The organism is Desulfitispora alkaliphila (genome assembly GCF_050433185.1).
In the GTDB taxonomy this organism is placed as follows: domain Bacteria; phylum Bacillota; class Desulfitisporia; order Desulfitisporales; family Desulfitisporaceae; genus Desulfitispora; species Desulfitispora alkaliphila.
In genome coordinates this window covers 68390-94086 of the sequence record NZ_JBNPXS010000001.1, presented here as the reverse complement: position 1 = coordinate 94086, position 25697 = coordinate 68390, and the positions used below count along the sequence as shown (strand labels likewise).

21 protein-coding genes and 1 riboswitch are annotated in these 25697 nt (G+C 39.8%); of the genes, 15 read left to right on the top strand and 6 right to left on the bottom strand.

Annotation, left to right across the window (positions count from 1 at the left end):
* Window positions 1-7: 7 nt before the first annotated feature.
* The 4 genes from GGQ84_RS00465 to GGQ84_RS00450 all read left to right on the top strand — a co-directional run bounded on the left by GGQ84_RS00465 (window position 8) and on the right by GGQ84_RS00450 (window position 5322).
* Window positions 8-1912 (top strand): glycoside hydrolase family 13 protein, encoded by a 1905-nt coding sequence (locus GGQ84_RS00465; RefSeq protein ID WP_429157761.1) that lies wholly within the window; start codon window positions 8-10, stop codon window positions 1910-1912.
* A 137-nt stretch (window positions 1913-2049) separates the two neighbouring features.
* Window positions 2050-3297 (top strand): UDP-N-acetylglucosamine 1-carboxyvinyltransferase, encoded by a 1248-nt coding sequence (gene murA / locus GGQ84_RS00460; protein ID WP_429157759.1) that lies wholly within the window; start codon window positions 2050-2052, stop codon window positions 3295-3297.
* Between the two features lie 29 nt (window positions 3298-3326).
* On the top strand, window positions 3327-4142 hold the full coding sequence (locus GGQ84_RS00455) for an MBL fold metallo-hydrolase (RefSeq protein WP_429157757.1): 816 nt from the start codon (window positions 3327-3329) through the stop codon (window positions 4140-4142).
* A gap of 49 nt (window positions 4143-4191) precedes the next feature.
* Window positions 4192-5322, top strand: a complete 1131-nt coding sequence (locus GGQ84_RS00450) for a S1C family serine protease (RefSeq protein ID WP_429157755.1) — start codon at window positions 4192-4194, stop codon at window positions 5320-5322.
* Window positions 5323-5374: 52 nt separating this feature from the next.
* Here GGQ84_RS00450 and glgP read toward each other — a convergent pair whose 3' ends face one another.
* Entirely contained in the window at window positions 5375-7087 is a 1713-nt protein-coding gene (gene glgP / locus GGQ84_RS00445; RefSeq protein WP_429157753.1) for an alpha-glucan family phosphorylase, read from the bottom strand.
* Between the two features lie 186 nt (window positions 7088-7273).
* Here glgP and GGQ84_RS00440 point away from each other — a divergent pair, with 186 nt between their 5' ends.
* The 8 genes from GGQ84_RS00440 (at window position 7274) to GGQ84_RS00405 (ending at window position 17707) form a co-directional block, all read left to right on the top strand.
* Complete coding sequence (locus tag GGQ84_RS00440) at window positions 7274-9781, top strand: EAL domain-containing protein (RefSeq protein ID WP_429157751.1); 2508 nt, start codon at window positions 7274-7276, stop codon at window positions 9779-9781.
* The gene (gene rlmH, locus GGQ84_RS00435; RefSeq protein WP_429157749.1) at window positions 9753-10232 is read left to right on the top strand and encodes a 23S rRNA (pseudouridine(1915)-N(3))-methyltransferase RlmH; all 480 of its coding nucleotides are present in this window, start codon (window positions 9753-9755) and stop codon (window positions 10230-10232) included. Before GGQ84_RS00440 ends, rlmH begins: the two co-directional genes overlap by 29 nt.
* A 198-nt stretch (window positions 10233-10430) precedes the next feature.
* Window positions 10431-11663: a Fic family protein gene (locus tag GGQ84_RS00430; protein WP_429157747.1), complete on the top strand. Its 1233-nt coding sequence runs from the start codon at window positions 10431-10433 to the stop codon at window positions 11661-11663.
* A gap of 179 nt (window positions 11664-11842) precedes the next feature.
* Window positions 11843-13372 carry a malate:quinone oxidoreductase gene (locus tag GGQ84_RS00425; protein ID WP_429157745.1) on the top strand — a complete coding sequence of 510 codons (1530 nt, stop codon included), beginning with the start codon at window positions 11843-11845 and terminating at the stop codon, window positions 13370-13372.
* 5 nt (window positions 13373-13377) lie between these two features.
* Window positions 13378-13484, top strand: a riboswitch (SAM riboswitch).
* Window positions 13485-13590: 106 nt separating this feature from the next.
* The gene (gene metF, locus GGQ84_RS00420; protein ID WP_429157743.1) at window positions 13591-14463 is read left to right on the top strand and encodes a methylenetetrahydrofolate reductase [NAD(P)H]; all 873 of its coding nucleotides are present in this window, start codon (window positions 13591-13593) and stop codon (window positions 14461-14463) included.
* Window positions 14464-14482: 19 nt separating this feature from the next.
* Entirely contained in the window at window positions 14483-15148 is a 666-nt protein-coding gene (locus GGQ84_RS00415; protein ID WP_429157742.1) for a vitamin B12 dependent-methionine synthase activation domain-containing protein, read from the top strand.
* Window positions 15135-17489 (top strand): homocysteine S-methyltransferase family protein, encoded by a 2355-nt coding sequence (locus tag GGQ84_RS00410; protein ID WP_429157740.1) that lies wholly within the window; start codon window positions 15135-15137, stop codon window positions 17487-17489. The genes GGQ84_RS00415 and GGQ84_RS00410 overlap by 14 nt, the downstream gene beginning before the upstream one ends.
* Window positions 17490-17548: 59 nt before the next feature.
* Window positions 17549-17707, top strand: coding sequence for a XapX domain-containing protein (locus GGQ84_RS00405; RefSeq protein WP_429157739.1), 159 nt, complete (start codon window positions 17549-17551; stop codon window positions 17705-17707).
* Between the two features lie 60 nt (window positions 17708-17767).
* Here GGQ84_RS00405 and GGQ84_RS00400 read toward each other — a convergent pair whose 3' ends face one another.
* On the bottom strand, window positions 17768-18505 hold the full coding sequence (locus GGQ84_RS00400) for a DUF166 domain-containing protein (protein WP_429157737.1): 738 nt from the start codon (window positions 18503-18505) through the stop codon (window positions 17768-17770).
* Window positions 18506-18719: 214 nt separating this feature from the next.
* Here GGQ84_RS00400 and GGQ84_RS00395 point away from each other — a divergent pair, with 214 nt between their 5' ends.
* Together GGQ84_RS00395 and GGQ84_RS00390 are read left to right on the top strand one after the other, a co-directional pair.
* On the top strand, window positions 18720-19688 hold the full coding sequence (locus GGQ84_RS00395; protein ID WP_429157735.1) for a hypothetical protein: 969 nt from the start codon (window positions 18720-18722) through the stop codon (window positions 19686-19688).
* A gap of 164 nt (window positions 19689-19852) precedes the next feature.
* Window positions 19853-20200: a flagellar protein FlaG gene (locus GGQ84_RS00390; protein WP_429157734.1), complete on the top strand. Its 348-nt coding sequence runs from the start codon at window positions 19853-19855 to the stop codon at window positions 20198-20200.
* Window positions 20201-20215: 15 nt separating this feature from the next.
* Here GGQ84_RS00390 and GGQ84_RS00385 read toward each other — a convergent pair whose 3' ends face one another.
* From GGQ84_RS00385 to GGQ84_RS00375, 3 genes are read right to left on the bottom strand one after another with little or no spacing between them, the layout of a single operon-like run.
* On the bottom strand, window positions 20216-20926 hold the full coding sequence (locus GGQ84_RS00385) for a response regulator transcription factor (RefSeq protein WP_429157732.1): 711 nt from the start codon (window positions 20924-20926) through the stop codon (window positions 20216-20218).
* Window positions 20907-21563: a sensor histidine kinase gene (locus GGQ84_RS00380; protein WP_429157730.1), complete on the bottom strand. Its 657-nt coding sequence runs from the start codon at window positions 21561-21563 to the stop codon at window positions 20907-20909. Before GGQ84_RS00380 ends, GGQ84_RS00385 begins: the two co-directional genes overlap by 20 nt.
* Window positions 21514-22641, bottom strand: coding sequence for a 7TM-DISM domain-containing protein (locus tag GGQ84_RS00375; protein WP_429157728.1), 1128 nt, complete (start codon window positions 22639-22641; stop codon window positions 21514-21516). The genes GGQ84_RS00380 and GGQ84_RS00375 overlap by 50 nt, the downstream gene beginning before the upstream one ends.
* Window positions 22642-22835: 194 nt before the next feature.
* Between GGQ84_RS00375 and asnS the strand changes: the two genes are divergently transcribed.
* Entirely contained in the window at window positions 22836-24230 is a 1395-nt protein-coding gene (gene asnS / locus GGQ84_RS00370; protein WP_429157726.1) for an asparagine--tRNA ligase, read from the top strand.
* Window positions 24231-24287: 57 nt separating this feature from the next.
* On the opposite strand, the gene GGQ84_RS00365 is transcribed toward asnS, so the two are convergent.
* Window positions 24288-25679 (bottom strand): sodium:solute symporter family protein, encoded by a 1392-nt coding sequence (locus GGQ84_RS00365; RefSeq protein ID WP_429157724.1) that lies wholly within the window; start codon window positions 25677-25679, stop codon window positions 24288-24290.
* Window positions 25680-25697: the final 18 nt, after the last annotated feature.

Here is a 25697-nt window from a genome sequence, read left to right as displayed (position 1 = left end):
TGATAGAATGAATGAAAAATATATTTACCACAACTCCTATAGTGAACTATATAGACAGCCTTTCGGGGCTGTGCCAGCAGGTACAGAGGTGACTCTTAGACTCTTGGTAGACTTGAACAGTCCTCCGGAAAAGGTAACTTTATTCTGCTGGAAGGATGGAACCGAACCCGTAGGGCATCCCATGGAACTGGTAGATATAAATGTTAATGGAGTGAGTAGGGCCTATGAAGCAAAGGTTACAGCAGAGAACCCTGGGCTATTATGGTACTACTTTCAAGTAAGTAGCCATGGGCATACCCACTATTGGGGTAATAATTGGCGCCATTTAGGAGGAGTGGGACAGATGGCTGAATCTCCACCACCTGCCTACCAAATTACAGTTTATAAACCCAATGCATCCACGCCAGGCTGGTTTAAGGACGGGGTGATGTATCAGATTTTTGTAGACCGCTTTTATAATGGTTGCCAGGACGGGAAAGTATTAAATCCTAAAGCAAAGAGCCTTATTCACGGGCGTTGGGACGACACCCCTTTATATTTAAAAGACCACCGCGGTGACATAGAACGCTGGAATTTCTTTGGTGGGAATTTACTTGGTGTTATTAAGAAGTTACCATATTTAAAGGAATTGGGAATTAGTGTAATTTACTTAAACCCTATATTTGAAGCACCTAGTAACCACAAATACGATACTGCTGATTACTTGAACGTGGATTCTATGTTTGGAGATAATGAAACCTTTGAAACCCTCTGTAGGGTTGCTAAAGAGTTGGGAATTCACATAATCTTAGATGGGGTTTTCAGTCATACGGGAAGCGATAGTATCTATTTTAACAGAGATGGTAACTATTCAGAGCTAGGTGCCTACCAATCTCAAGATTCTCCTTACTATTCCTGGTACCGCTTCACCAATTTTCCCAATGAGTATGAAGCGTGGTGGGGTGTAGAGACTCTTCCCAATGTAAATGAGCTGGAGCCATCCTATCAAAGATTTATTATCGAAAACGAAAATAGTGTGATTAATACCTGGATGAACCGAGGTGCCAAAGGCTGGAGGCTGGACGTGGTGGATGAGCTTCCAGGTGAGTTTGTAAAGAAGTTAAACAAAGCAGTTAAAAGTGCCGATCCAGATGCGGTAATCATTGGAGAGGTATGGGAAGATGCGTCTAATAAGTCCAGTTATGGTAGCAGACGAGAGTACTTCCACGGGGACGAACTGGACTCAGTTATGAATTATCCCTTCCGCCACTCCTTAATCAACTTTGCTCTAGGACATTGGAATGCAGAAGAAACTAATCAGCAGCTGATGAGCTTGTACGAGAATTACCCGAAGCATAATTTTTATGCTGCTATGAATATTCTAGGAAGCCATGATGTGGAGAGGATTCTAACTGTTTTAGGTGGAGAACAGGGGATGCAGCGCCTAAAGCTGTTGGCTCTATTTCAGATGACTTTCCCAGGAGTGCCCTGCGTTTATTATGGAGATGAAGTTGGCATGGAGGGAGGAGATGATCCCTACTGTCGAGGCACATACCCTTGGGGCCGAGAAAATACAGAGCTCTTAAATTGGTACAAGCAGATAATAGGGTTGAGAAATAGTCATGACCTGTTTAAAACTGGAGAGTGGAAGCCTGTATATGCCCAGGGAGATGTATACGCCTACCTTAGAACTATTTCAAATGGCGTGGATGTCTTTGGACAAAAGCGAGAAACAGGAAGTGCCCTGGTGGCTTTTAACAGGAGTCCTCATGAGCATCATGAGATTACTTTAAAATTGGAGGAAAGTGATTTCCACGCCTATGAGGATATATTAGGTCAAGGTGCTGATTTTAGCATTAGCGAAGATGAGTTAAGAATTCAACTACAGCCCTTACAGGGAAGGGTATTAATTGGCAGAGGCCAATCTATATAAGGCTTAATCACACAGGCTTTGTCGCAAAAAATGTGGCAAAGCTTTTGTTGTTGTGGCAGGAATATAGTCTTAAAGGCTTGAATATAGTAGTAGATGAATCTGGATAAGCCCACTGGGCTCTAAAGGGGGGGGAGAGTGTGGACAGGTTATTTGTTCAAGGGGAAGCTGTTCTTAAGGGAAGTGTCAAAGTAAGTGGCGCAAAAAACTCCGCTCTGGCGCTCTTGGCAGCTAGCGTAATTTCTGATGAAGTAGTTATATTAGAAAATGTGCCCCGAATTAGGGATGTATATTACCAAATCAAAATTTTAAAAGAACTAGGAGCTCAGGTAGAATGGGTTGAAGATAACACAGTTAGGATAGAAGCCAGTCCTATGTGCAATGAAAGAGTTCCCTTTGAGCTTGCAAAGGAATTGCGAGCATCGAGCTTACTTTTGGGAGCCCTATTAGCAAAATGCGGTCGGGCAGAGATACCTGTACCTGGAGGATGCAATATTGGCACTAGGCCTATGGATTTGCATATTAAAGGGATTAAGCAAATGGGGGCCAAGGTTGAGCTTGACCAGGGCTATATTACAGCTTCAGGAAAACTAACTGGAAGCAAAATATATCTGGACTTCCCCAGTGTAGGTGCTACTGAAAACATTATGCTGGCGGCTTTAGGGGCAGAAGGGACTACTATTATTGAGAATGCAGCTAAAGAGCCTGAAATAATAGATTTAGCTAACTTTTTAAATTCACTGGGTGCTAAAGTGAGGGGTGCGGGAACGGACTATATCCGCATTAATGGGAAACAGCAGTTGCGGGGAGTAAGGTATAGCTGTATTCCCGATAGGATTGAAGCGGGGACCTATATGATAGCAGCCGCTGTGACAAAAGGGTGTGTCAGGGTAAACGGAATAATTCCAGAACACCTTCATGCGGTAGCTGCAAAGCTAGAGGAGATAGGGGCAGGAGTTGAGATGGGAGATAGTTGGATAGAGGTTCAAGGGTCAGGATGCCGCAAGGCTGTAGATATAAAGACCATGCCACACCCGGGCTTTCCCACCGACTTACAATCCCCAATGCTAGTTTTGCTCACGGGAATAGAGGGAAGCAGTACAGTTATTGAAAATGTATTTGAAAATAGATTTAAAGTAGCTAGTGAACTGAGGCGTATGGGCGCTAATATTAAACTAGAGGGAAGATCAGCTTTTGTCATAGGCAAGACACAGCTGCGAGGAGCTCAAGTAAAGTGTTGGGACTTGCGGGGAGGCGCTGCCCTGTTATTGGCAGGGTTAAAGGCTGAGGGCATTACAGAGCTAACCAATGTTAAATGTTTGGAGCGAGGTTACGAAAATATAGTCGAAAAATTTGTTGGCTTAGGTGCAAAAATACAAAAAATGTGATATGACAGAAACTGGAGTGAAAGCGCAATATGAGATTGACAACCTTAAGCAGTGGCAGTTCTGGAAATGCCACGTTCATTGGAACTAAAAATGGGGGAATACTAGTAGACTGTGGTTTGAGTGGCAAGAAAACTATTGAAGCATTAGAGAGTGTTAAGGTAGATCCAAAGGAGCTAGATGGAATAGTAGTAACCCATGAGCACCGAGATCATATTGCAGGGGTAGGTATCCTATCTCGCAAGTTAGATTTACCTGTGTATGCAACAGAAAAAACCTGGGAGCAACTTGAAGACCAGGTAGGGCAGATAGTACAAGAAAACAAAAGATATATAGAGCCCCATAGTGGGGAGGAAATAGGTCAGCTAAAAGTTGAGGCCTTTAAGACCTCTCACGACGCGGTAGATCCAATTGGCTTGGCGGTATATAGTAGCAGTGAAAAAGTAGGTATGGCCACAGATACCGGTTGCATTACTAGTGGCATGAATGAGCATATGAACGATTGTGATTTGCTTTTAGTTGAGGCCAATCACGACTTAGATCTACTTCAGCATGGGCCGTATCCGGAAAGCCTAAAGAGAAGAGTGCGTGGAGGCAAGGGGCACTTAGAAAACAGTGAAATAGGTGCAGCATTGCATAAATGGCTCAGTGGTAATACTCAACAGGTAGTGCTAGGGCACTTAAGTCAAGAAAACAACAGACCTTATTTAGCTAGAAAAACAGTAGAGGATATTTTAGAAAAATCAGGAGTCCAAGTGGGGTTGGAGTTACAGGTTACAGTGGCTCCCAGAGAGGAACCTCATCCTCTAGTAGAAACTATTTCTCTGGAAGGGCTCAAAGCAGTTTAAATAAATGCAATAGGTAGTATACTAAGTTAAAATAGAAGGGGTGTAGAAGATGAGTCACTTTAATGATAGTTACTATCACAAACCTGGCAGATCCCGCTGGGGAAGCTTTATGCTGATGTTGCTTGGAGCAATAGCAGGAAGCCTTATAGCGCTCTTTTTAGTATTTAATATACCCTATTTTGCAAATCAGCTATCGCCCCCTGAGGTGGAAGACAGGGGCCAGGTACTACCGCCAGTAATACCATCCCAGCCTCCAGAGGGGCAGTGGCCAGTGGTGGAAATTGCTGAAAAGGTGGGCCCTGCAGTTGTGGGGATCACTAATGTACAGGAAGTGAGAGGTTTTTTTGGCAGTCCTAGAGCAGGTAATGGTTCGGGAGTTATCTTCGACCAAGAAGGTTATGTAGTTACTAATTATCACGTAATAGAAGGTGCTAGAGAAGTAATTGTAACCATAGACGAAGAACGAAGCTATCCTGCTGAAGTAATTGGAGCAGATCGCAGTACTGACTTAGCAGTCTTAAAGATAGACGCGGATAACTTGCCTGTAGCTCGATTTGGTAACTCCCATGAGGTAAAAGTGGGTGAATTAGCCGTTGCTATTGGAAACCCTTTAGGACCTAACTTTGCAAGGTCGGTTACATCGGGAGTAATAAGTGCATTGGATCGAGAGCTGGAAATTCAAGATCTGAGATTTAATTTAATTCAAACCGATGCTGCTATAAATCCTGGCAATAGTGGTGGTGCATTAGTAAACAGAAGCGGTGAAGTTATAGGCATTAACAGTGCTAAAATTGCTACAGCGCAAGTGGAAGGAATGGGCTTTGCAATTCCAATTAGTAGCGCTAAGCCAATTATAGATGAACTGATAGAGCAGGGTTATGTAAGTAGACCTTATATAGGCATAGTGGGTCAAGAGATTACAGAGCAGCAGTCTCAATGGTATGATTTGCCCAAAGGAATATTTATTACTGAGGTTGAGCCAGGTGGGCCTGCGCAAAGGGCTGGAATTAGAGCAGAGGATATAATTGTAGCTATAGATGACAATAAGCTCACTAGTTTTGATGACCTTAAGGCACAGATGGACAAGAGAAAGCCAGGGGATGAACTTACAGTTGGTCTAATACGCAAGGGTGAGTCCTTGAAAGTGACAGTTGAATTAGGAGAGAGACCAGCTGACTAAGATGGAGATCATAATAAAAGAGGTAGAGGATTTAAATCCTCTACCTCTTTTATTATTGTTGTGGGTATTGATCGTACTGGTTTTGCTGAGAATAGTTTTGTTGTTCTGCTCCTGCCATCATTTGGGGAGCATCATCTTCAAAATTCTTCTCATACATCTCCGAGAAATACTGTTTTAGCATGCGGGCTGATGAAAACTGATCTTTTGACATGGTTATACTTGAGTGCATCATTTCTAACCACTTTGTCCTGTTGTTGTAATAGGTGGGTATCACTTCGTCCAATAGTACTCGGTACAGGGCTTTTATGTCTTGAACATCTTCGTTATCCCCTTGATCCATTTCAGTTAGCATTTTATCGATAAGCCAACCGCTACTTCTGTGTTCAACTCCTTCGGGAACCCAACCGTCAATAACACTTACGTTGAGAACGCCGTTCATTGCTGCTTTCATTCCAGAAGTTCCACTTGCCTCCATAGGACGACGTGGGTTGTTAAGCCATACATCCACACCTTGAACTAGCAGCTCTCCGATATACATATCGTAGTTTTCTAGAAATACAATACTGTCTGGATACTTTTCACTCATGCGCATGATATTTTGAATAATATCTTTTCCCGGCTCGTCCTTAGGATGAGCCTTGCCGGAAAATACTAGTTGTAGTTTTCCTTCCTGAAGCAAGGGCTCTATTACTTCTGGTTTGCTGAAAATGAGGCCGCTTCGCTTATATGCTGCAGCTCGGCGGGCAAATCCCACTATTAAATTCTCTTTTTTAAACTGTTTCCCAGTCTTTTCTTTAATATATCGGACTAATTTTTCCTTAAGGTCCATATGGGGCTGCCATAAGTCTCGACCTTGTTTATAGGCGTTGCGAATAGAAGGGCTCTGCCAAGTTCCGCCGTGTACCCCATTAGTGATAGAGATAATTGGAGCCGCATCACTTACATCCTTCCACATTTGGCGAGCGGTATCCCCGTGGAGTTGGGAAACAGCATTGGCAGTGTGAGATAGGCGCAGTGCTGCTACAGTCATACCAAAGGGATCGCCACCAATACGGGTCATTTGATCTCTGTTTAAGCCATTATAAGCACCCATATATTCTAGCAAACCGTGATCGTGAACTTCGTTGCCAGCTTCAACAGGTGTATGAGTAGTAAAGGCTACTTGACGCTTAGTTTCTGTCATGGCGTCTTCAAAGGACATGTGCTGTTCCTGCATTTTTTCACGAATAAGTTCAATGCCTGCGAATACAGCATGGCCTTCATTAAAGTGGTACTGGTCGATATCTATGTTCATTGCACGGAGGGCCTTGATGCCTCCAATACCTAAAATCATCTCTGCAGCTACCCGGTCTTGTTCCACACCTCCGTATAACTTGCTGGTCATCCAACCGTGGGAGCTACCGGGGAAGTTAGTATCTAGTAAATATAGTGGAGCATTACCGTACTGATCTACCATGTGTACTTTGCATGTAACCTCCTCGCCTCGTACATTGAGCTGAACCGAGACGCCCGTATCCTTTAGAAAGCTGTAATCAAAATTGGGATAAACGTCAAAGGGACGCCTATCATCACCAATGTACTGTTGCGTGTAATCTTGCTTCCATAGGATACCAATACCGATAACTGGCGCATTTTCATCTTTAGCCGCTTTTAGGAAGTCGCCGGCTAAGATACCCAGTCCCCCTGAGTAAATTGGCAACTCCCTATTGAGACCATATTCCATACAAAAATAAGCTACAGTAGGTTTTTTTCCATTGCTCGTCATAATTAATCCCTGTATCTACAGGGCTCACCTCCTAATCTAAAATCAAAGCAAACTTATATATATTTTTCATAAAAGGCTTCTAAACTATACATGTATTTTAAAAAAATCGAACAAGCAGGGAAAATGACCTCAAATGCCGAAGAAAAAGTAGTTAAATAGGTTAAAGGCTGAAAAGAGGGAGATAATATGAGCGGATTATTAACTTCAGATGAAAAACCAGTGGTACTAGTTGTAGACGATTCCAAATATATACGAATGACGCTTGTTTCCATAATGCTGGAAGAGGGTTATCAGGTATTAGAGGCGGAAAATGGCAAAGAAGCTATTGAGATTAGCATTAGTGAAATGCCCGATATAATACTGATGGATTGTGTTATGCCTGAGTTGACAGGAATTACAGCGTGTAAGAGGATAAACGAAAACTCCAGCACTCAGCACATTCCAGTTATTATGATAACTAGCTTAGCCGATGAAAAGACTGTTGAGGATGCCTTTGACGCGGGGGCAATAGATTACCTTACAAAGCCTATTAATTATGCTGTTTTAAAAAAGAGAGTGGGAAGAATCCTAAAGGCTAGAATAACAGAGCAAACACTGGATAAAAGTGAGGTTTTTTCAAATACAATAATAAATAATGCTTTGGATGGGATTATTACAATTGATGATCAGGGAAGAATTCTAAGTATTAACCCCTCGGCGGAAAGGATATTTCAGTATAGGAGCAGTGAAATTATTGGTGGATACATAAATAAGATAATACCGAAAATATATTGTCAGCAGGATATTACCACCGAGGACATGAAAGAGCTTAGTCAAACTAACTTTAACGAGACAGATGTTTTGGGGAAAAAGAAAAATGGAGAAACCTTTCCCATTGAACTTTCCATTAGTGATTGCTACCTAGGCAAACAGCTTATATTTACAATTATATTTAGGGATATAAGCAAGCGACGCCAATACCAAAAGGATATGTTAGAGAGCAGAGAACGCTACAGAACACTAACTGAGAACACATACGACTTAATTAGTGAGATTGGAATTAACGGTGAGTTTATTTACACTAGCCCTAACTATAAAGAGGTTTTGGGCTATGATGTAACAGACTTGCTGGGAATAAAATATCACGTTATCATACATCCGGAAGACTTGCCTATAGTGGCAACTGGCTTGAAAAAGTACCTGTATGGGGAAGCTGAGCAGATTGTCGCCAGGTTTATTCATAAAAATGGAGAAGTGAGGCTGTTTGAAAGTACGGGGAAGGCTTATAAGACTGCCCAAGGTGAAACTCGCATTGTTTTTGTTTCTAGAGACATAACTGAGCGGAAGCACTATGAGGACCGACTATGGCATCAGGCTTTTCATGATGCCCTTACCAACCTTCCAAATAGAACACTTTTAAAGGATCGGTTACAGGTTGAAATTAATCACGCTAAGAGAAATGGAACAAAAGTAGGAGTACTATTCTTAGATTTAGATAGGTTCAAAATTATCAATGATACCTTAGGTCATGCAATAGGAGATAAATTGCTACAAACTATCGCCGACAGAATTGTAGACTGTGTACGCACTGACGATACAGTAGCTCGTTTGGGAGGAGATGAGTTTACTGTACTAGTAACAAGCGTTAATAGATCGGAAGATGTGGCCAAAGTAGCAGAAAAGATACTCAAGGCGGTTAAACAACCTATGGAAATAGATGGAAACCAACTATATCTAACGGCCAGTATCGGGATAGCTATTTATCCTGATGACGGGGTTAATGTAACTAATATATTGAAAAATGCAGACGCAGCCATGTATCGGGCGAAGGAAAGCGGCAGAAACAATTACCAGCTATACACATATGCCCTAAATGAAAAGGCATTCGAAAGGCTAGAAATGGAGAATAGCTTGAGGCGAGCTATAGAGCAGGAGGAGTTTGAGGTTTATTACCAGCCTCGAATTAATGTTACAAATGGACAAATAATTGGTATGGAAGCTCTTATTAGGTGGAATCATCCTGATTGGGGATTAGTCTCACCGGGGAGATTTATTACCATTGCTGAGGAGACTGGATTAATTGTGCCCATAGGGGAATGGGTTCTTCGCGCTGCATGTGCTCAAAATAAAGCATGGCAGGAAGCAGGACATAAGCCTGTGCGCATGGCAGTTAATATTTCAGCACGTCAGTTTCAGTTGCAGGATTTTCTGCGAGTAGTGGCCGATGTGCTGGAGCAGACTGGTTTAGAACCCCGGTGGTTAGAGCTTGAAATTACTGAAAGTATAGCTATGCAAAATGTAGATTACACCTACAAAATGCTTAGAAAGCTTAATGAAATGGGGATAGACCTATCTATTGATGACTTTGGAACAGGCTATTCTTCTTTAAGTTACCTGAAGCGGTTCCCAATAAATAAGCTAAAAATAGATAAATCCTTTGTAAACGATATAACATCTGATGAGAATAATGCTGCAATAGCATCTACAGTAATAGTATTGGGTAAGAGTTTAAAGTTTGGAGTTGTGGCGGAAGGGGTGGAGACCAAAGAGCAATTAGATTTTCTGCGTGAACATAATTGTGAGGAAATGCAGGGATACTACTTTGGAAAACCTGTTCCGGCTGAAAACTTTTGGGAGAAATTAAAAGAGGAAATAGAGAAAAAATGTCAAGGTGCTGATAAGGATAATGAAGGTAACAGTGATTGCAGTTGGTAAGCTAAAGGAGAAATACTTGCTACAGGGGATCAAAGAATATAGTAAGAGGCTTAGTAGCTATTGCAAATTAAATATCTTTGAGATAAGTGATGAACCGACGCCAGATAAAGCCAGTGAGGCGGAAATGGAGCAGATAAAGAGGCGAGAGGGAGAGAGGGTTATGGCAAAGCTAAAGCAGGACAGCTTTGTAATAGCCTTAGATGTTCAGGGACAGATGCTCACCTCAGAACAAGTAGCTGCAAAGCTAGACAACTTGGCTGTGACCGGGAAAAGTCAAGTTATCTTTATTATTGGAGGCTCTCTTGGGTTGTCAGATCAGGTGCTAGAGCGAGCCCAACTGCGGTTATCCTTTTCACCGATGACCTTTCCCCATCAACTGATGAGATTGATACTGCTGGAGCAGGTGTATCGGGCGTTTAGGATTAGTCGGGGAGAGCCGTATCATAAGTAAATAGGTTTTTTAAAAAAGGTTAAAACAAATAATAAACGGCCTGATCACAACAAATATATGTTGTGATCTCAGGCCGTTTATTTTTAAAAATCACGAAAATTTAATTTAAAATTAGCTTCATTTTTTACGTTTAATAAAATATAATTGAGTATATAAATTAAAAAACGGGCATAATTTTAAATAAGGCAGGTGATAAACATGGAATATGAAAAATTATCTAAAGTTTTTTACAAAAAGGGGAATGATTATTATAAAAATGAGGTAGAAAAAAGAAACAGCAGTTACGGTAGTTATATAACAAATTTAAGTATAAAAGGTTTTAGAAAAGGACAAATAACTAATGAAATCTACCGATTATTTTATGTGAATACCCACCAATTAATGACTTTAAATAACAAAGTGTTAATTAATAGTTCAAAAATATCTACACTTATTAGTAAGCTTCCCAAATTCGTTGTAGAGCCATATTTCCATAAACTAATTGTAAACGAAGCACAAAGTAATAATGAAATAGAGGGTATACGTAGTACAAAAAAAGAATTGAAAGATGTATTAGGCGACGTAATGAAATCTGAAAAAAAACAAAAACGTTTTAAAGGATTAATGAAAACATATCTGTATATTGAGCAAATTAAACCTTTTACGGAAATATCAGATTTTAGAAAACTCTTTGATGATTTAGTCTCAGATGAGATAGATAAGGCAGATGAACCTGACGGTGAACTATTTAGAAAAGGATACGTAGAGATAAATGATGGATCAAACACAACTCATATAGGAGTAAGTTCTGAAGTGGAAATTATTGAATTATTAAACGCATTAATTAATTTTCTCAATGATGAACAGTATCCAGAATTATATCGCTATATGGTTGGACATTACTATTATGAATATATACATCCTTTCTATGACGGCAATGGAAGAACAGGGCGTTTATTAGTTTGTAGTTATTTATCTAGATATTTGGAGAGATACTCTGCAATAACTTTTTCTTATGCAATAAATAAGAACAAATCAAAGTATTATAAAGCTCTTGAAGAAATACCTTATCCTTTAAATAGAGGAGAGGTGACCTTTTATTTGATCGATATGTTAGAATTACTTTTATCAGGACAAGAAGGAATTATTGAAGATTTAGAAATAAATTTGTCCAAAATAGAAAGAATTCATAAATACTTTAAAGGTGATATCTGGAAAGAACGAATGGAAGAATCAGATGTATTAAGGAAAATGACATATTTAAGTGTATTTGTTAATGAAGAAACCAATTTTGCTGTAACGCAGTTGATGAAATTCTCTAATAAATCGAGATATAAAGTAAATCAAATAATGAGTAACTTAGAAGGAGATGGATTTGTTAAATTAGTAACTCAAAGACCAAAAGAATATAAAGTTTCTGATGAATTTTTAGAAGATATTTTGACTTCTTAAGAGAAACTTGTATTTTTGGTATAACATACATAGTGGTTCTTAAATGTTTATACAAAATAATTGTTTTAATCTATGCAAAATTCTGATAAAATATATTAATATATAATTAATTAGAAAAGGTGTATGACTAGTTGCACTTGCATCCTTTCTGCAAATATTAAGGTATAAGGACGGTAAAAATGAGTAATAAAACAAGTAGAGCAGACGTTGTTTTGATTGGTGCAGGCATAATGAGTGCCACTTTAGGGACACTTTTGAAAGAATTAGTACCCCGATGGGAAATTACAGTGTTTGAGAAGTTGGAGAAAGCAGGAGGGGAGAGCTCTAACGAATGGAATAATGCGGGAACGGGACATGCGGCGCTATGTGAGCTTAACTACACTGCTCAACAGCCGGACGGATCTATAGATATTAACAAAGCTATAACAATCAATGAGCAATTTCAGGTTTCAATGCAGTTTTGGTCTTATCTTGTAAATAGAAACCTGATAAGTAATCCTCAGGACTTTATCATGGGACTACCTCATATGAGCTTTGTACAAGGAGATCAGAATGTAGCGTTTTTAAAAAAGCGTTTTGAAGCCCTGGCAAATAACCCTTTGTTTCACGGGATGGAATTTTCTGATGACCCAGAAGACCTAAAAGAATGGTTTCCACTTATGATGGAGGGGCGTAAGTCTAATGGACCAATAGCTGCAACGAAAACCGAATATGGAACTGATGTGAATTTTGGTGCTTTAGCACGGATGTTATTTGACCATTTGGACAGAAAAGATGCTGACATTAGATATAAGCATAATGTTAAGGATATTAAACGCACCAGTGACGGATTGTGGGAGTTGAAAGTGCAGAATCTCCACAGCGGTACTGTGGAACGGCATACTGCAAAATTCGTCTTTATTGGAGGCGGGGGAGGAAGCCTACATTTACTGCAAAAGTCCGGTATTCCTGAAGGGAAACATATTGGAGGCTTTCCGGTAAGCGGAATATTTATGGCATGTAATAATCCATCTGTTGTAGAACGGCACTATGCAAAGGTATACGGTAAAGCTAAGGTTGGTGCTCCGCCAATGTCTGTCCCCCACCTTGATATCAGATTTATTGACAATAAAAAGGAGCTGCTGTTTGGGCCATTTGCGGGCTTCTCACCAAAGTTCTTAAAACAGGGTTCAATATTTGATTTATTAACTTCCGTAAAACCGGATAATGTCTTAACTATGTTGGCAGCAGGCGCAAAAGAGATGGCGTTGACAAAATACCTTATTCAGCAAGTTATGTTATCCAAAGAACAGCGAATGGAACAATTACGTGAATTTATCCCTAACGCCAAAAGCGAAGATTGGGATCTAGTAGTAGCCGGCCAGCGTGTGCAAGTTATCAAGGATACTGAGGCAGGTGGCAAAGGAACACTTCAATTTGGTACGGAAGTGATTACTGCTGAAGATGGATCAGCTGCAGCATTACTAGGAGCTTCTCCAGGTGCTTCTATTGTGGTTCACGTTATGCTTGAGGTACTCAAAAAGTGTTTTCCACAAAACATGGAAGAGTGGGAAGCGAAAATCAAAGAAATGATTCCTTCTTATGGGAAGTCACTGATGGAGAACCCGGAGCTTTTGCAGGAAATTCATAATTCAACAGCGCAGACACTTGGATTAGCCTTTACAACACCAACAAATAATGTTATCATAAATAAAATTAAATATAAATAATAAATTTCTTATCAAGAGTGGTGGAGGGACTGGCCCGATGAAGCCCGGCAACAGTCAGCATTAGCTGAAAATGTGCCAATTCCTGCAGCTATTTTTAGCTGAGAGATAGGAAGAGAGTTTTTCAAGTATGGCTTTATGCCTTTAAGACGCCTCTTCTTACGAAAAGAAGGGGCTTTTTATGTTTAATTAAACAGACAATCAATAAGGAGCTGACATCAATGCATATTGGAGACATTTTCGAGCAAAAAAAAACTGTTATCTCATTTGAGGTATTTCCGCCAAAGAAAGATGGGGATATTGATACAATCTACAAAACTATCGATGAACTAGCTCATTTAAGACCTGATTTTATTAGTGTCACCTATGGAGCCGGAGGCTCAGGTAGCAAGAGCACAATTGATATTGCTTCACTTATCAAAAGAAAATACGAGATTGAAGCCTTAGCTCACCTCACTTGTATCACTAGTACAGAGGAAGAAATCAAGAGCACCTTAGAAAAGCTAAAGCAAAATAATCTATATAATGTACTAGCACTGAGAGGTGATTACCCTAAAAATTATAACCAGCGAGGACAAGCTAGATATAATTATGCAGTAGACCTTATAGAAGAGATAAAAGCAAAAGGAAGTTTTTGTGTGGGGGCTGCTGCTTATCCTGAAGGCCACATTGAATGCAGTGATGTGCAGCGGGATTTAGAATATCTAAAGCAAAAAGTAAATGTAGGAGCAGACTTCTTAATTACTCAGCTGTTTTTTGATAACCAGCTTTTCTATAGATTTAAAGAAAAGCTAGACAGGGCTGGAATAGATTGCAAACTATCCGCTGGAATAATGCCTATTTTAAGTAAGCAGCAAGTTGAAAAGATGATTTATATGTGTGGCGCTTCCCTACCTGCTAAGGTAATTAAGCTCTTGGTAAAATACGAGAACAATCCTGAATCCTTGAAAAAATGGGGAATTGAATATGCAGCAGAGCAGGCGGAGGAGCTAGTAAGCAATGGGGTAGATGGAGTCCATATTTACACTATGAATCAACCTCAAATTGCCAGAGCAATAGTGGGTAAACTTAAAAATTTAAGTCAGGCAATCTAGAGGGAAGAGAGGTGACCCAATGGAAATTAATCGAGATGAGGTGCTGCGTTATCTGGGTTATAAAGGTCAGACCATTGACTATAATCTAGAGCTAGTAATTCAAAGCTGTATTGAAGAGATAAAGCTGATTTCCAAGCCTCGGTATCATTATGGTATCTATAAGTTAGAAAAGGGGCGGGAAGAAGTAACTCTAACAGATAGTAACATCAATCTTGAGGGGAATTCTATTAGAGAATACTTGGCTCAAGTAGAGAAATGTGTAGTTTTAGCGGCAACCCTTGGTGCGGAGGTTGACCGGAAAATTAGGCAGTACCAACTGACTGATATGACCAGGGCAGCCATCTTAGATGCATGTGCAACCGAGGCTATCGAAGCTTTGTGCAATCAGGTAGAGCAAGAGATTAAGAAGGTTGTAAAGGGGTCCCACCTAACTTCTCGCTACAGTCCTGGTTATGGAGATTTGCCCCTAGAGCTACAGGGGCAGATATTAAAGGAGCTAAAGGCATATCAAAAAATTGGCCTTGCCATCACTAGTAGTCATCTGTTAACACCTAGAAAGTCAGTGACAGCTATAATAGGGTTATCAGAAAAACCTTTAGCAGTTAAAAAAAAGAAATGTGTAGACTGTACAGCTTACAACTACTGCAGTTACCGAAAGGAGGAAGGAACTTGTGGAGCTCTTTAAAGATAAACAATTTTTAGTTTTTGATGGTGCCATGGGGACAATGTTACAAGAGGCGGGTTTAGAACCAGGAGAATTACCTGAGTTGTACAACTTAGAACACTCAGAAAAAATTGCTCAGATTCACAAAAGTTATGTAGCTGCAGGTGCAGATATAGTTACAACGAACACCTTTCAGGCAAATCAATTGAAGCTACAGGATTGCTCCTACAGTGTAGAAGAAGTTATAAAAAAGGGAGTAGCACTGGCTAAAAGCTCAAATGCCAAATGGGTTGCTTTGGACATAGGGCCTATCGGTAAAATGTTAGAACCCTTGGGTGAAGTTAGCTTTCAGCAGGCGTATGAGATTTTTAAGAGACAAGTTATAGCGGGAAGGGAAGCGGGAGCCGATTTGATTTTAATCGAGACAATTTCCGACCTGTATGAGGCTAAAGCGGCAGTATTAGCGGCCAAAGAGAATAGCTCTCTACCTGTAATTTGTACTATGACATTTCAAGAAGATGGAAGAACCTTTGTGGGAACAGACCCTCAGACTGCAACGATTGTACTTCAAGGATTAGGAGTAGATTGCCTGGGTATTAATTGCTCACTAGGACCCGAGGAGATGCTCCCCCTAGTCAAAACTGTCTTACAATATGCCAAAGTGCCAGTGATAGTGCAATCAAATGCTGGGCTGCCAAAGCTAGAGGGAGATGAGACAGTATTCCCAGTGGGATCACAGGAATTTGGCGCTTATGCCCAGGAGTTGGTCAAGCTAGGTGTGCAATTAATCGGCGGTTGTTGTGGAACAACGCCTCAGCACATAGAAGAGGTTAAAAAAGTAATCACTAGAGCGATACCAGCTGAAAGGCGAGTAAAGCCAGTGACATGTGTAGCCTCAGCAACTAAAACAGCTACTATAAATCAAGTGGCAGTAATTGGTGAGCGGATTAACCCTACTGGTAAAAAGCGAATGAAGGAAGCTCTGAGAAACAACCAGCTAGATTTCATTTTGGCAGAGGCTATTGACCAGACAAAGGCAGGGGCAGATATTCTCGATGTCAATGTGGGCCTTCCTGAAGTAGATGAGTGTGAAATGTTAGAGAAGATAGTTAAGGAGATTCAAGGGGTAGTGGATACACCCCTTCAGATTGACAGCTCTAACCCAGAAGCTATTGAGGCTGCAGTACGGGTATACAATGGTAAGCCCATAATAAACTCGGTCAATGGCAAGAAAGAATGGATGGAAAAGATTTTCCCAATAGCTAAAAAGTACGGTGCAGCTTTAATTGGCCTCACCTTAGATGAAAAGGGAATTCCCGAGACAGCGGAAGAACGACTGGCCATTGCTGAGAAAATCTTAAAGGGGGCTGAATCCTATGGTATTGCCAAAGAAGACTTGATTATAGACTGCCTGGTCATGACTGCTTCTGCTCAACAAAAGATGGTAGAAGAGACAATTAAGGCCGTGGCTTTAGTTAAAAGGGAACTGGGACTAAAAACTGCTTTAGGTGTGAGCAATGTTTCTTTTGGATTGCCTAACAGAGAGCTTATTAACCGCACTTTTTTAGCAGCTACCCTGGGGGCAGGTTTAAATGCCCCTATTATTGACCCACTATCAAAAGAGATGATGGATACTATTGCTGCATTTAAAGTACTTAACAACCAGGATCAAGAGGCTGAAGAATTTATAAAAAAAATTACTCAAAATATTTCACAGCATAACCAAGAAGCCAAAGTCCAAGGAGAGAAGGGTTTGGATGAGCTAATCATAGAAGGTAGGCAGGGAGAAGTAGAAGAAAGGGTTATAAAAATGCTAGTTGATCACAAGCCCCTCCATATTATTGATAACTACTTTATCCCCACTCTTGATAAGATTGGGCAGAGTTATGAAAGGAAGGAGCTCTTTTTACCCCAGCTATTACGTTCAGCAGAAGCGGTGAAAAAGGGTTTAGAAGTAATAAAAATGAAGGCGCTTCAAGATTTGAATAGTTCTAACAAAGAGAAGATTTTATTGGCCACAGTTCAAGGAGACATTCACGACATAGGTAAGAATATTGCTAAGATGCTCCTTGAGAACTACGGATTCAATGTAATTGACTTGGGTAAAGATGTACCAATAGAGACCATTGTGGAAAAAGCAATGGAGCACGATGTGAAACTAATAGGTTTGAGTGCACTGATGACTACAACTGTGCGAAACATGGAGATAACAATAAAAGCTCTGAAAAAAAAGATGCCAAATTGCAAGATAATGGTAGGAGGAGCTGTACTTACGCCTCAATACGCTCAGACGATTGGCGCTGACTTTTACGCTGCTGATGGACAAGCCGGAATTAAGATAGCTAAAGAGGTATATAAATAATATGAATTAATCCATAAAAAGCTTCTAATAATAATAAAAAATACAATTTGGAGGACATGATGTCACAATTAATTATGAGCCTGATTGCAGGAATAATCCTAGGAGTAATTTTTAAGCTGTTACATTTACCGTTACCTGCACCGCCAGCGTTGGCAGGTGTGTTAGGTATTGTGGGTATATATCTAGGGGGTATTATTGCCAATATGCTCTTCAAATAAGACAAGCAAGATGTCAAGGGGCGGTTTCTCCTGAATGTTGTCAGGAGAAACCGCCCCTTTCTAATCAATCAACCCCTGTGCTGTTAGGGAACGTTCAACCGCTTCATTAAAAACCTTGCCAGATAGATGCATAATAGTGTCCACGCCTTCACTAGTGTTTATAAATTCCATAGATGCCAGACAAGGATAATGCAAACACATTAATCCTGCATGAGGTGTAACATTTTCAGGAGTATAACCTTTCATGCGATTAACCGTATACTGAGTAGATCCGCAGGGTGCTCCCCTCTTTATTTTTGCTCCCGTTATTTTATTTGTTTTAGAATCTAATTGTACATCTAAAACTGGTTTCCCAAAATAGCGGGCAAACTGAGAGGCGGTTTCACTGGAGTACTCCATGAAGCTATCGCCAAAACCCGCAGTTGACTCAGTGAGGGAGCAAAAGGGCTCTGGGAAAACAATATCAACCATTTCTTTCTCCAATTCGCGCTTGAGTTGGTTTCTAAGGCCTAGCGGAATCCAAGCCCCGTTATCAATAGAAGCAATAACTGCTTTAGCTCCAGTTTTTTCGACCACAGCAGTCAGTAACTGTGCTGCTTGCTGAGCTTCTGCTAAATGTAGGATTAGGTCTGCCTTATCCATATTTTGCGGTAAAAACTCATCCGGGTCGTCAACTACAGCTAAACTAATGGATGGAACTGTGAAGGACTGAATTCGCCAACTTTGAGGCAAGTTGTTTTGAATATGCGATACTATTCGCTCTCCGTAAACACCTTGTACTAGGGCTAAAATATGCACCGTTCAACACCTCTTTGTTCGAATTTTCTTAATTGCATATTAAATTCTTCGAGAAATCGTATATCCCTTTTAGATTTTAAAAAATAGCAAAAAAATCCTGGAATTTTACAAATAAAATTAATTAGGTAATATTACCACTACCATTTGAGCTCTTTTTAAGTATTATTATTAATATAGAATCATTCTAAAATAACTATTGTAAAAGGAGAAGAAAATGGAAAATAATAATTCGCGAAAGATGATGGGACTGATAGCATTAGTTATTGGAATTCTTGTTGTAGGATTTTTCATTACATATGTGGTACATGCGGCTGGAAGTGGTGGTCAAGAGGAAAATCAGTACGAAAGCCATCAGTTAGAAGAGGAAAGCGTACCAGTTAAAAATGAAGTAAAAAAAGAAGAAGTTAAAGAGGAAGTTAAAGAAGAAGTTAAAGAAAATAAAAAAAATGAAAGTACTGAAACTGAAGAAGAACCAAAAGTAGAAAGAGGTTCAAAAGAAGCTAATAATAGTAGAGTAGATACAGGAGTCGGTCAGGATTTAAACCAATATGTATTAGATATTATAAAAACTTATCAAATCGGTCCGGGAAATTATCCATACATATTAAATAACGACTATCAAAACTATAACGGAGTATCCACAACATTGCACTATCAAGGTCAGGTGTTGTTGCGAGCTCACCCCAGCGGTAATCGAGCGACTCATTGCTCGGGAATTACATTTGAAGTCTTTTTCAAAGCAATGCAAGAGCGAAATCGTAAATTAGGTATTCAAATTGATGATTTTAACGGCATGAACAGGGACGAGCTGTTCCAATTTGCTTTAATGTGGTATGCAGCTTCAGGGCCTAAGCATAGCAATAACATAGCAACTGCAGTGGAGAGATATGGTGTAGGCAAGCAAATACATAGACTGGAGGATGCTAGACCAGGGGATTTCATAGATATCAGTCGAGAAAACAATACGGGTCACACAGCAGTGTTCCTGAATTGGATCAAGGAAGACAACAGAATTATTGGCCTCAGGTATTGGTCTAGCCAGGGAAGCACTGGTGGAATAGACTATAATGAAGAGTACTTTAATGTAGGTGGTAAAAACTCTTCTAAATACGGCAATGTGAGAATAGATCAGGTGTACTTGGCAAGAGTATTTCCTATAAGTGAATACAGAAGCTGGAAGTAGTATGCTGTTGTCAAGGGACGGTCCTTCGAAGTATTGAAGAACCGTCCCCTAGACATTATTACATATTTCAACAAAAATTAATATTAACTTTAAGTTAACTTTAACTTAGCTAGTTAAAATGTATAGTATAATAGGCAAAAACATAAGAGTAGGGAGGTTCCATAATGAGAATATGTTCTGGAGTAGAAAGTTCTTATAGCAGTTCTACTATAAATTCTCTAAGGCAAGATCGAATACTTGCTGCTAATAATCATATAAAACAAGTCAAAAACCACATTCAAGAAACTCCTTTTAAACAACTAGAAGGAAAAATTAATTTTGTCAACAAAAAGTTAAAATACAATGATATAAAATTAGAGTACTCTATACATGAAGAAACCAACCGTGTGATGGTAAAAGTACTTGATCGCCAGGAACAGTCTCTTATTAAGGAAATCCCATCTGAAAGAATGTTGGACATAATAGCGCAGATTCAAGATGCTGTTGGCATATTAGTAGACCAGCGAGTCTAACTACTTGGCTAAGCACTATAATTGTGAAACGCTAAACTTATAGCCAGCACCCTTAACTGTATGAATATATACAGGTTTTGAGGGATCCAGTTCAATTTTTTTTCGAATGTTGCTTATATGAACCATTACAGTTCTGTGGTCACCAAAGCTTTCTGAGCCCCATAATATCTGAAACAGGTTTTCACTACTAAACAATTTGTTTGGGTTTTGTGCCAATAGAACTAAGAGCTGAAATTCCCTAGGAGACAAAACTACCTCTTGTTCGTATGCAATTACACGATGGCTGCTTAAATCGATAGATAAGTTCGGGTAATTTAATACTTTATTAGAGCTAGTAGAACTGTGCAAAACTCGATTTCTGCGCAATTGAGCTTTAACCCGTGCTAGCAACTCTACCGCTTCAAAGGGCTTCCCCATATAGTCGTCGCCGCCTGCAGCTAAGCCAATAGATTTCTCTATAGGTGTAGCTTTGCAGCTTAAAAATATGATAGGGGTATTTAACTTTTTTCGCACTTCCTGACAGACCTCAACTCCGTCAAGTCCCGGTAACATTATGTCCAAAATAATCAAATTAGGGTTAGCCAAAAGAGCTAGAGAAACTGCTTGGTGACCCTCCTCGGCTGAAACCACCTTATAGTTTTCCTTTTCTAAATAGAGAGTAAGTATTTCCCTAATATCTGCGTCGTCGTCTACAATTAATATTTTTTCACCTGCCAACGGTTTCACCTCTCCTTATATCTTCATTAATCTGAACAGGCAGAGTGAAGAAAAAACTGCTGCCTATGCCTAGCTGGCTTTTAACCCATATCTGACCACCGTGATATTCCACGATTTCTTTTGCAATAGCCAAACCTAAGCCATTGCTTTTGTGACTAGCTTGACGAGCTTTTGCAACCTTATAGAAACGCTCAAAAATATGAGTCTGATCTTCTTCAGGTATACCAGTACCTGTGTCTGCTACCTCTACCATGAGATTTTTGTTGTCCTGGCTCAAATTAAAGTTAAGTTCAATTTTTCCTCCCTTAGGTGTATAAGAAAGGGCGTTGCTTAGTAAGTTTGCAAAAACACGATCCAATTGCTTTATATCTATAGGCACTGTTAACGGTACAGGAGAATCTATTTTATCGATCCATTCACCATTGCAATTAGAATGAAATACTATATCAGCTGTTTTAAAATCTAAAATATATTTTTCTTCTATACTTTTGACAAATTCAATTAGAGGGACGGACGTAATATTGAATTTTAACTGACGAGACTCTAAGTTTGATAAGTCCATAAGTTGCTCTACCATATAATTCAAACTAGTAACTTTATCTATAACCCGTTGTAAATATTCCTCCTGTTGTTTTGGATCTGGCACCGTGCCATCTAATATGGCACCTACATATAGAAAAAATGAAATAAATAAAGTAAGGGATCGTTAGTAGTGTAAATATTTGATAGATTGAATTGAACTGAGTGAAAAATTTTGCTGGTGTCAACAAAACTAAAAGAGAAAAGCTTAGGCCAACAGCTTGGACAAAAACAAGAAACCGTTTAGAAATATCTTTAGGATAAATAGATTTCAAAAACATAAAAATTAGAGGTATTCCCATGTAGTATGCTAAGGTCTGAATTTTATGGGCTAATTCCCATGAGAAATTGGGAAACAGATTAATAAAGTATATTTCGCCAACTAAAACAGTTCGCAAAGCAATAAGAATAGTATAAATACCAAAATAAAGAAAAGATCTATCTTTACTCCTGAATATGAAAAGACATAAATGGTAGGCTCCTATGATAAATAAGCTGCCAAAGAGAAAGAGTTCATTAGCTAGATTGCGGGAGCGCAGCTGATTAATTTGCTCACCAGATCCCATACTCAAGCTCTCCAAGATTCCTCCACTGCGATGATAAAAATTAGCTACCTGTACAATTAGCTCTACTGTATCGGCTTCAGGATGTATATATTTTACTTTAGGTAAATACTGGGGAGTGGAATGGTCACTATCCTTTCCCACTTCTCCGTTAGAAGCTATTAGTTTGCCATTAGCCCAGAGGTTGTAAGAAGTAAAGATTCTAGGTATTTTTAATCCTATAATCTGCTCATCTGATGTATGAACTAACAATCGATAAGTAGCATATCCTTCTCCAGACAGTGCTTCGGCATTGACGGCATAGTTATTCCAGGTTCTGGGCACCGGTATAAAAGATTTATTTACTGACAAATCTCTAATAGGAAAGTCTTTAGGGGTTAAGAGCTCTTGCCAATAAAACTCCCATTTACCGTCCAAAGTTATAATGCCATCTTGCTCCCAATCCCAATCTCTTAAGTCTAGCAAGCCGTTCACTGCTTCTGGTTGTTCACTGGCATCTAAAGGGCTAAAAGCACAATCTATTATAAGAATAGAAATGCATATTACAGTTATGATTGTGATTTTAGCAATATATTTTCTCAACTGTGATACTCCCTTTCAGAGGTGTTTATTAAATTTTCTCTATTAGCCGTACTATTTCCTCTAAAGCCGCGCAAAAGTTGTCAAATATTGTCGTGGGGCGTTTCTTCTGACAATGAACAACTAAGCTTGTATAATTATAGTAAAATATAGTAAACTTATAACTAACCAAATATGACAAGGAGAATTGATATGCTATGGAAAAAGCTGTAGTAAGACAATTAGTACGTGATACTAAAAGGTATGAGAATAAAGAGGTACAGGTTCAAGGTTGGATAAGGAGTAACAGAGATCAGAAATCTTTTGGTTTTATAGCGCTAAATGATGGAACCCACTTTAACACGATCCAGATAGTTTATGAGAAAGATCAACTATCCGACTTTGATGAAGTTGCCCGGCTTGGAGCAGGTACTGCCATTAGTATCAAAGGAGTACTAATACTCACTCCAGATGCTAAGCAACCCTTTGAAATTAAGGCAAAAGAAGTTACTGTAGAAGGGGAGTCGCCGGAAGACTTTCCAATTCAGCCTAAGAGACATAGTAAAGAGTTTTTAAGGCAAGTAGCTCATCTGCGACCTAGAACCAACCTATTTACAGCAGTGTTTAGAGTTCGATCTCTAATCTCCTATGCTATTCACAAGTTCTTTCAAGACAAGGGCTTTGTTTATGTGCATTCGCCAATAATAACTGCCAGTGACGCAGAAGGTGCAGGTGAAATGTTTAGGGTAACTACATTGGATCCAAAAAATCCTCCTCTTACAGAAGAGGGAAAAGTTAATTACTCTGAAGATTTTTTTGGCAAAAAAGCAAACTTGACAGTTAGTGGACAGCTAGAGGCTGAAGTTTTCGCCCTGGCCTTTCGCGACGTATACACCTTCGGGCCCACCTTTAGGGCTGAGAATTCAAATACATCTCGTCATGCAGCGGAGTTTTGGATGATAGAGCCGGAAATAGCCTTTGCAGACTTAAATGATGACATGAGGCTTGCGGAGGAAATGATGAAGTACATTATTGCCTATGTACTAGAGAATGCAAGAGAAGAGATGGAGTTCTTTGATAAGTTTGTAGAAAGAGGCCTAAAGAAAAAATTAGAAAACATTGCAAGTGCGGAATTTGCTCAAGTAAGCTATACGGAGGCTATTGAGATTTTACAAAAAGCAAAGGATAAATTTGAGTACCCTGTAGAGTGGGGAAGTGATTTGCAAACTGAGCACGAGAGATATTTAACTGAAAAGGTGTACAAGAAACCTGTATTTGTAATAAACTACCCCAAGGATATTAAGGCTTTCTACATGAGAATGAATGATGATGAGAAAACTGTTGCGGCAATGGATTTACTAGTGCCAGGAGTTGGCGAAATCATAGGAGGTAGTCAACGGGAAGAGCGACTTGAGGTACTTGAGCGCAGGATGGATGAGTTCAACATAGATAAAGAAGAGCTCTGGTGGTACCTTGACTTGAGAAAATACGGAGGAGTAAAACATGCTGGCTTTGGTCTGGGTTTTGAGAGAGCAGTAATGTACATGACAGGTGTAAGCAATATTAGAGATGTCACTCCTTTTCCTCGAACAGTAAAATCTTGTGAATTTTAAAAAAGAAGCTGTTGCAGATGAACCTATTAGTTCATGTGCAACAGCTTCTTTTAATTTTTAAATTGTAGCAGGTCTCTTATCCACTGCAGCCACAATTAGGAATGTGATTAAGCAGATAGGCCAAGCTAGGAAGACTGGGTGAGGTACAATTTGGACTGCTGGCACTAATACCCACACAGCTAAGAAGATGATCCCCACTAAAATAGTCCAGAAAGCACAACCTCTTTTGCATATTTTTGGTGCAAAGATGCTGAATAAAATAACTATAGTATAAGCGGTAGTGAGGGTTAGGCCAATTAAAAGAGTTTGAATAATGCCGATTACATTAGCCGCCAATATATAAGTAAAGATACTGATTACTAAAACTGTCATTCTAGAAACTAGTGCTTCTTGTTTCTGAGTCATGTTGGGGTTGATAAATCTCTTCCAGATATCTTGAACAACTAGGTTAGAGCTCCCCAAAAGTAGAGCTGAAGCAGTAGATACATCAGCAGCCCACAACCCTGCTAAGGTAAGTCCGGCAACCAAAGGAGTTAGCTGCATAACCACTGTTGGTAAGGCCATAGTGGCTTCAATGCCGGGGTGTTGTGCCGCTGCCACAATTCCAAAGATGGCTGATAAAAAGCCAATGGGCAGGATTATTATTGCTCCAACAATGAAACCCAGCCTAGCATTTTTACCGTCTTTTGCCGCAAAGGAAATCTGCACTATAGCTTGAGTAGAGTATGTTTGGGTTATGAGAACAACAAACCATGCTAGGACTACTGCAAAGCCAATACCGGAAATAGGGTCAAACCAATGTCCTCCCTCGGGCAGACTCTGGCTCAAACCACTGAAGCCACCCGCCTGATTTAAGCTCATAATAGAACCTACAACAACTCCAATGTAGATGACTATTACATTTACTATATTTGTCAACCCTGCACCCCAGTAACCGCCAATTAAAGTAATAGCAATAAATACTACTGCACTAAAGAGAGTACCAGAAGCTACAGTAAACACATCGGGCAGCAGTGCTGCCAAAATAGCTCCCCCTGCTACATACTGTAGAGATGTGATCACGATTTGAATAATCAACTGCCCTACCACGCCTATTATTCGTCCTGATAAATCGTAGTAGTTTTCCAGCATTTCTGGGATAGTGGTGATATTCATTTCTCTGAATTTAACAGAGACCATCAAGCCCACCATCAGGGCTCCTACGGCCCAGGCTGCTGTGTACATTCCAGCAGAAAGGCCTGCACCGTAAGCGTTTTCAGCTACACCTACGGTGGAAGCACCGCCGATGGCCAAACCAGCAATCATGGCTGCAACTACATAAAAGGGAAAACCCCTTCCTGCTAAAAAGTATCCCAAGGTTCCACCTTCCTTGGCTTTTTTAGAAGAGTACCAAGATACTGCAAAAAGGACAACGATGTAAACTATAACGATAGCTAAAGGTAAGTTCATTTTATAAATCGCCTCGTT